Origin of the sequence: Longimicrobium sp. (assembly GCA_036387335.1) — a bacterium.
Classification (GTDB): Bacteria; Gemmatimonadota; Gemmatimonadetes; order Longimicrobiales; family Longimicrobiaceae; genus Longimicrobium.
In genome coordinates this window covers 1-7409 of sequence record DASVTZ010000102.1, presented here as the reverse complement: position 1 = coordinate 7409, position 7409 = coordinate 1, and the positions used below count along the sequence as shown (strand labels likewise).

The following is a 7409-nucleotide window of genomic DNA, read 5'->3' as shown; positions in this document are numbered from 1 at the left end:
GCGAAGGGCGCGGATGGAAAGCTGCGGATCGACCCCGCCCGCGTCCGAGCCGCGGCCCGGCACGACGGCAAGTACGTGCTGGTCACCAACGAGCTCGGCCTGCCGGCCGAAGAGCTGGTCCTCGGCTACCGGGATCTCTGGAGAGCGGAGCGGGCCTTCCGCTCGATGAAGAGCGTGCTGGACCTCGAGCCCGTCCAGCACCGCACACCCGAGCGCATCGCCGCCCACGTGCACATCTGCGTCCTCGCGTACCTGCTGATCCGGGTCGCGGAGAACCGCGCGCAGGCAGGCTGGGAACAGGTCCGCGAACAGCTGGAGAGGATTTCCCTCGCCGAGCTCACCACGGGCCGCGCATCGGTCCTTCAGACGAAGGCGCTGACCAGCGCGGAGCGCGATCTTTTCAATTGTTGCAAGGCTCCGCCGCCTCCCAAAATTCTGCAAGTGACAACAGGATAACGACTTAACCCATCTGTGGCCGCTCCGGGCGCGTTGTACACGCGCTCGGGGCGGCTTTGTTGCATCTCCATGTAGGACAACTGGTTACACACGTGTGTCAGCAACCACTGTCGAACGCCTACACAGAGGGCACGGAGGGGTACCGCAAGACGCAAAGGTGACTTGTACCTCCGTGCCCAATTCGGTATTTTCCCACTCGGCCATCACAGCGAAGGGGGGATATGGCTTTCCTGACAGTGGACAGGCGGGGGCGAAACACGCTGCCGGAACAGGTTCGCCGGGACCTTGGGATCGCGGACCAGGAGACGAGCTTCGTGCTGCTCGAGAAGACGAGTCGCGGCACCTACGAACTGGTGCCGGCGTCGCTCATTCCTAACGATCAACTCTGGTTTCACAACGCGGAGATGCAGGATCGTGTGGCGCAGGCTGAGTCTGACTTCCGGGAGGGGCGTTCCACTCTGGCGGCTGGGCCCGAGGAGGCGCAGGCGTTCCTCGATGGCTTGAAGAAGGAATGATTCGGCCATGGCTCGGAAGGCCGTATTCCTGAATGCTGAGTTCTCGGACCGCTTCAGGGAGAGTTACCAGAGGCTGTCGCACGACCGCCAGCGAGGTGTCGATAAGGCGATCGTCTCGCTCATGAAGCAGGAAACCACGCCGGGCATGCGCGTGAAGCCGATACTTCCGGAGAAATACTACAACGAGGCTCGCATCAACGACGGCGACCGGCTCATTCATCGGGTGGAGAACGGAAAGCTGTGGGTAGTCGACGTCGTCACACACGACGACATCGGGCGCTACGGGAAGAAGTTCACCTGAATGGCCCAGCCCGAACAGAAGGCTTCCCCGAGTTCTTGCCGTTTCCCTCTGTGGCTCTGTGTGAGGCCTGCCGTTCAGGATGCCAACGAAAACGCCCGCCCTCTGCAAGCGCAGCGGACGGGCGTTTTCGATAGCGGGGGCGGGATTCGAACCCGCGACCTTCGGGTTATGAGCCCGACGAGCTACCAGGCTGCTCCACCCCGCGACACGGGTGGCGCCAAGCATGCCAGGGAGGCGGTTTGAAGCCGGATACGAGATCCGTTTGGTGACCGTCCCGCGGCTCCGGCGATGTCCCTCAGGACTCCCCCTTCCCCACGATGACCAGCCCCACTGCTTCAAAGGAGTCGGCTCAAACGCTGATCTCCCCGGCCATGCTCAACGAGGACAAATGTATGGGCCGCACGGATTTATGTCAACCCGTGCCGCCGCTACGCCTGTTTCCCCGGGGGAATGCGCCCTGCGCCAGGTGGACGCGAACCCCGAACCTGCGCATCTAGATGAAAATCGCCGCCCCCGTCTTCGTACTCGCCCTGCTCGCATCGTGCTCCCCGCTACCCCGGCCGACGCCGCAGCGGAGTAGCGCCGAACCAGCCGATACCGCGCCGAGCGGCGAGATGGCGGCGATCCGGGCCGCGGCGCACCGGCTGGACGGCGGCGCGCGCGACTACGATCCGTTGCTGGCCATCACCGGCGACGCGTCGTTCGTCCTGCTGGGGGAGGCGACGCACGGCACCGAGGAGTTCTACCGCGAGCGCGCCCGCATCACCCGGCGTCTTGTGGAGGAGCAGGGCTTCACCGCGATGGCCATCGAGGGCGACTGGCCGGATGCGGAGCGCGTCAACCGCTACGTGCGCGGCATGGGGAACGACCGCTCGGCCACGGAGGCGCTCTCCGGCTTCACCCGCTTCCCCGAGTGGATGTGGCCCAACGCGCCCACGCGCGACCTGATCGAATGGCTGCGCGGCTACAACGCCGGCAAGCCCGCCGAGGCGCAGGTGGGGTTCTACGGGATGGACCTGTACAGCCTGACCGAGTCCGTCGACGCCATCGTGCGCACGCTGGAGACGATCGACCCCGTGGCCGCGCGCAGCACGCGCCAGCGCCTTCGCTGCTTCCAGGCGTACCGCGACCGGCCGGAGGCGTACGGCGAGGCGGCGGCGTCCCGCGAGTCCCGGTCGTGCCGCTACGAGGCAGCGGCGCTCCTCACTGATCTGCAGCGGCGCTTCGCGGCGGCGCCGCGGCCCAGCGATCCGGCGCAGGCGGAGGCGCGCTTCTCCGTGCTCCAGAACGCGCGCGTCGTGCAGAGTGCGGAGGAGTACTACCGCATGTCGTTCGTGGGCGGGATCTCGCCGTGGAACCTGCGGGACCGGCACATGGCCGAGCTCCTCGACGCCCTCACGGCGCACCTGCAGGCGGGCGGGCGCACGCCGAAAGTGGTCGCGTGGGCGCACAACACGCACATGGGCGACGCGCGCGTGACCGAGCCGGGTGAGCAGGGGGAGTGGAACGTGGGCCAGCTCATGCGCCAGCGCGTCCACGAGCGCGCGGTGCTGGTGGGCTTCACCACCTACACCGGCACCGTGCTGGCCGCGCGCGAGTGGGGCGGGCGGGCCGAGCTCAGGCCGCTCCGCCCCGCGCTCGCGGGAAGCTACGGCGCGCTCTTCCACGACACCGGAATCGGCGACTTCCTCCTGGTCTTCCGTGGCGACGAGGCGCTGCAATCCGCGCTCGAGAGGCCGCGCCTGGAGCGCGCGGTGGGCGTGCTCTACCTGTCGGAGACGGAGCGGGCGAGCCACTACTTCCAGGCGTCGCTGTCGCGGCAGTTCGACGCGGTGATCCACATCGACACCACGCATGCGGTGGCCCCATTGATGTGAAAACGAGGCTTCATGCGCCCCTTTGCGCCACCCGCTACATCATTTTGCGCTGTCCGCTTGTTCCGCCGCTGACCTGTCTTGCGCGCAATTCGCGGGCGGCGTAAAATCCCCAGTGTCCTTCCGAGCGTAGTGGACAGAGTGGCCGAGAGGCCTTGGCCGGCGGGGGAGAATCTCCCCGCCGCTATTCGGCGTGGGCTGAAATCCCGGTGCCGGTGCTGCGCGCGTTCCTGGCGGAGCTGGTGCAGGAGATGGGGCTGCGGGAGGCCGGCCGGCTGATCGGGCGCGGGCGGGAGCAGGTGCGCAAGTTCGTGTCGGGGACGATCGAGGCGCCGCACCCGCGCACGCGGGAGAAGCTGGGCAACCTGCTCATCGAGCGGCAGGGGCGCGGCAACCGCGTCGGTGAGTCGCTGGTGAAGACGCCCTCGCCCACGCCGCTCAAGCTGATCCTTCCCAAGGGGCTGGAGCGGGCCACGGGCGACATCCGCGCCATGTTCGCGCTGATCCGCAAGCATCCCGACGCGCCGGAGACGGCCACCGGGGTGGAGCAGTGGCTGCTGCGGCACGTGAAGAGCGAGTACTCGTCCGAGCAGTCGTACCCCGCGCCGAAGCGAGCCGCGCCTGCAAAACGTGCGGCGAAGAAGAAGACCGGGGAGTAGCGCCAGGACTGCAACTGCATGCTCACACAGAGACACAGAGCCACAGAGAGAACCGCAAAGGTTTTCTCTGTGGCTTTCTGTTCCTTCTGTGTTCTCTGTGTGAGGCTTTTTCCGTTGTTTTCTCTGCGTCTCCGCGCCTCCGCGTGAGACCGCTTTTCAAAGTACTGTTCACGGCGCGCGGACCGCTGCATATTGCGCTGGACGGTCGCGGGATGCACTCTCCGTCGTCTCCTCCCCCCTGATCCGCTTGCCCGAATCCATCCAGACTTTCACCGGTACAAACGTGTGACGGAACCTTTCGGGGGCTGGCATCGTTCTAGCTAATCGAGGCACAGAGTAACACAACACCCCGCGACGGCCCGGAAGGCCGCCGCGGGGCCGCGCAAGGCGGAGGACGCGCCAGCCCGGGCGCGCACCGCCGACCCCCATCACCGGGAGAGTTCGTGCGGCGAAACGACCGAAGCGGTGCCCTGCAAAGGGAGCTCGAGCACCGCATCCAGACCGGACGTTGTGTGTACTGCCGGGCCCCCGCGGCCCCGGACCGACCCCTCACCCGCGATCACGTCATCCCCCGTTCCAAGGGCGGGCGCAGACGAGACACCCGCATCATCGTCCCCGCCTGCGCGCGCTGCAACCACCGTCGCGGCTGCCAGGAAGTCGTCCTCTTCCTCCTCGCCCGCCCCCGCCGCATCGCGGCGTTTCTCGACTACCTCCATACACTGCCGCCGGACACCGTCCGCGAGCTGGACCTGCGCGTCTTCGCCGAGCTGTACGCCGCCGTCTGGCTCCTGGGCGACAGCGCCGGCTCCGGCGACGACTGGCGCGAGCGGCTGCGCCACCTGTGCAGCGGCCGCCGCCTTCATCGCCGGCGCTATGCCGCGCGGCGCATCGTCAGCGCCGTGGGCGTGCGGCTGGAGCGGGGGCGCGAGCGTTTGCCCGTGGCCCAGGGTCCGGGCTGCCCCCTCCCCGCGCTCGGCTCCGCCGCCGGCACCGTCCGCGCGACTCTTGAGCAGACGCTGGCCACCCTCGTCGGCGCCCTCTCGGTCCTGTGGGACGTCCCCGCCGAGCGCGTGGCCGAGGAGCTGGATCGCGAGCGGAGCCGCTCCGCCCTGCGCAACAGCGACCCTCTCGTGGTCGGTGAGGACGAAGCGCCCGGCGTCGTGTCGCTGGACGGATGGCGGCGCCAGCGCGGAGGACGCCGCCGCAAGCCGCGCGTGGACCAGCGTGGCGGACGCGGCGCGCGCGGTCGCACCAGGCCACCGCGCGGACGGGCGGCGTAGCTGAGTGGAAGTGAACAGATGGCCTCACACAGAGCCACAGAGGCAACAGAGAGAAAACCAGAAAGGGGTCTTCTGTGCCTTTCCGTTCCCTCTGTGTTCTCTGTGTGATGCTTTTCACGAAACGGCCCGCCCCGGGAGCTCCGGGGCGGGCCGTCGTTCGTGCGGGATGGGTCAGAACCAGCGGCCTTCGTAGCCGCGGCCGCGGTTTTCCGGGTAAAGGTAGTCGTAGCGGGCCCGGTCGCGTTCCCAGCCCACGGGGCGCCCGCCGCCGCGGTAGGTGCTGGATCCGCCCTTGGTCTGGTACGGGCGCTGGTACTGGTTGAAGTCGCCCACGCGCCACTCCATGTCCCCGCCGTACGGGTGGGGGTTGATGGGGTACTCGCCCGGGCGCTGCTCGCGCACGTAGTCCAGGTTGTAGCGGGCGGTCACCCGGTTCACGTGCGGCTGCCAGCCGGCGCGCATGCCGGGGCGGTCGTAGTCGTTGCCGTACGCGTGCACTCCGCGGCGGATGTCCTGCTGTGGGCGCAGGTCGCGCGGGTCCTCGCCGGAGCCGCGCATGTGATCCACGAAGTGCGCCGTCACCCGGCGCCGCTGCGGGCCCGTCGTGTCGTGGAAGCCGCGCAGGCCGTAGTCGTATCCCCGGTCGTAGCGTGCCATCGTTCCCCCTCCTTGCGGTTTGCGCGTCCGCCTCGGGCCGCGTCCTGTATCTCAGTCGCCTCGAAGTGCAATCCGCGTTCCGGCGCGGCCCTTTCCGTGCAACGGCGGCGATCGTACCCCAGTCGAGGAGCCCGCGTTGACGCGACTGAACGAGCTTGCCCGCGAGTACGAGGCGCGCCACTACCCGCCCACCCGCCGCCTGGACCTCCAGAACGAGGGGCCGGAGACGGCGCGCGTGCGGGCGCTGCGCTGGATCCAGACTTTCGCGCACGAGGAGCCCGGCGCCGACCTACTCCTCGTGGTGGAGCGCGGGCGCCGGCACGGGCGCAAGGGGCCGGTGCGGGTGTCGGTGGAAAAGCTGCTGGAGGAGCTACTCGGCCGGCTGGTGGAGTGGTGGCAGCCCTTCGCCGACGGCAGCCTGGCCCTGCGCGTGGCGCGCGATCCGCGCCGCTGGGGTGCGCGCGGGCGGCCCAAAGTGCTGGAGGGGGACGGTCGCACTCCGGAGACGGCGGGCGCCGCCTACGTCCCCGCGGAGGACGACATCCCGGAGGAGATCCTCCCCCTGGCGCGGCGTGTGGCGGAGATGCGGCGCACGCGCGAGGGGCTCGGCGTGTCGCTGCTCGGCGTGGTGATGCGGCAGCTCTGGATCCAGGCCCAGGCCACCGCCATGAGCGAGCGGGTGTCGTTCGAGGACGCGCTCACCCGCATCATGCGCGACGAGGAGCAGCGGCTGTACGAGGACGACTGAAAAGCAATTTCACACAGAGACACGGAGCCACAGAGAGAAAAGCAAATGGCTTTCCTCCGTGGCTTGCAGTTCCCTCTGTGTTCTCTGTGTGAGGCTGTTTCCGCCTACACCGTGCTGCGCAGGCTCTCGTGCGTGAGCACCACCGCTTCGTGCGACCCGGAGCCGAGCAGATCGAGCAGCGAAGTCTGGTCGCGCGTGGCGGAGGGGACTTCGTGGCAGCGGCGGCAGCGCGCCTCGTACGCCTCCTGGCCGCCCACCTGGATGACCGGTGCCTCGTACGGAGCGGGTGAACCGTTCACCAGCCGCTGGTTGCGCGTGGCGGCGTTGCCACAGCGCACGCAGATGGCGTGGAGCTTGTCCACCGTCTCCGCCACGGCGATGAGGCGCGCCATGGGGCCAAAGGGCTCGCCGCGGAAGTCCAGGTCGGTGCCGGCCACGATGATGCGGGCTCCGCGGTCGGCCAGGAGCTGGATGACGTCCACGATCCCGTCGTCCAGGAACTGCACCTCGTCCACGGCGAAGACGCGCGTCTCGGGGTGCGCCTGCTCCAGCACCTGGCGGCTGTCGCGCACGGGGACGGCATCGACGCCGGCGCCGTTGTGCGTGCTGACGCGCGTGACTCCCTGGTAGCGGTCGTCCAGGGCGCTCTTGAAGAGCTGCACGCGGCGCCGGGCGATCAGCGCGCGGCGGACGCGGCGGATCAGCTCCTCGCTCTTGCCGCTGAACATCACTCCGGTTACGACCTCGATCCAGCCGTGGCCGTCGCCGTGGTACAGCGCTACATCTCTCAACGGATGGCTCTTGCGTGGCGGTGCGGGGAAGGCGCCCGCGAGGTCGGTGCGGGCCTACCATTGTAACCGAAGCCGCTCCCCGGCCACAAGCACCCCGCCGCACGCCGTCCCCGTTGTCCACCGCGCGG

Annotated in this window: 9 protein-coding genes and 1 tRNA gene; 7 read left to right on the top strand and 3 right to left on the bottom strand. The window is 68.8% G+C overall.

Going from position 1 to position 7409, the window contains the following annotated elements; genetic code table 11:
- The 3 genes from VF647_08975 to VF647_08965 all read left to right on the top strand — a co-directional run.
- The coding region (locus VF647_08975; GenBank protein ID HEX8452214.1) for a transposase at positions 1-456 on the top strand (456 nt) is incomplete at its 5' end.
- A 221-nt stretch (positions 457-677) separates the two neighbouring features.
- Entirely contained in the window at positions 678-971 is a 294-nt protein-coding gene (locus VF647_08970; protein ID HEX8452213.1) for an AbrB/MazE/SpoVT family DNA-binding domain-containing protein, read from the top strand.
- Between the two features lie 7 nt (positions 972-978).
- Positions 979-1272, top strand: coding sequence for a hypothetical protein (locus VF647_08965; protein HEX8452212.1), 294 nt, complete (start codon positions 979-981; stop codon positions 1270-1272).
- A gap of 131 nt (positions 1273-1403) precedes the next feature.
- Here the strand turns inward: VF647_08965 and VF647_08960 are convergent.
- Positions 1404-1477, bottom strand: a tRNA-Met gene (locus tag VF647_08960).
- A 409-nt stretch (positions 1478-1886) separates the two neighbouring features.
- Here VF647_08960 and VF647_08955 point away from each other — a divergent pair.
- The 3 genes from VF647_08955 (at position 1887) to VF647_08945 (ending at position 5085) form a co-directional block, all read left to right on the top strand.
- The gene (locus tag VF647_08955) at positions 1887-3149 is read left to right on the top strand and encodes an erythromycin esterase family protein (protein HEX8452211.1); all 1263 of its coding nucleotides are present in this window, start codon (positions 1887-1889) and stop codon (positions 3147-3149) included.
- A gap of 206 nt (positions 3150-3355) precedes the next feature.
- Positions 3356-3805, top strand: coding sequence for a hypothetical protein (locus tag VF647_08950; GenBank protein HEX8452210.1), 450 nt, complete (start codon positions 3356-3358; stop codon positions 3803-3805).
- A 512-nt stretch (positions 3806-4317) separates the two neighbouring features.
- Positions 4318-5085 carry an HNH endonuclease gene (locus VF647_08945; protein ID HEX8452209.1) on the top strand — a complete coding sequence of 256 codons (768 nt, stop codon included), beginning with the start codon at positions 4318-4320 and terminating at the stop codon, positions 5083-5085.
- A 171-nt stretch (positions 5086-5256) separates the two neighbouring features.
- On the opposite strand, the gene VF647_08940 is transcribed toward VF647_08945, so the two are convergent.
- Complete coding sequence (locus tag VF647_08940; GenBank protein HEX8452208.1) at positions 5257-5742, bottom strand: hypothetical protein; 486 nt, start codon at positions 5740-5742, stop codon at positions 5257-5259.
- A gap of 136 nt (positions 5743-5878) precedes the next feature.
- Between VF647_08940 and VF647_08935 the strand changes: the two genes are divergently transcribed.
- Positions 5879-6490, top strand: coding sequence for a hypothetical protein (locus VF647_08935; protein HEX8452207.1), 612 nt, complete (start codon positions 5879-5881; stop codon positions 6488-6490).
- Positions 6491-6594: 104 nt separating this feature from the next.
- On the opposite strand, the gene VF647_08930 is transcribed toward VF647_08935, so the two are convergent.
- Positions 6595-7281 (bottom strand): thymidine kinase, encoded by a 687-nt coding sequence (locus tag VF647_08930; GenBank protein ID HEX8452206.1) that lies wholly within the window; start codon positions 7279-7281, stop codon positions 6595-6597.
- Between the last annotated feature and the right edge of the window lie 128 nt (positions 7282-7409).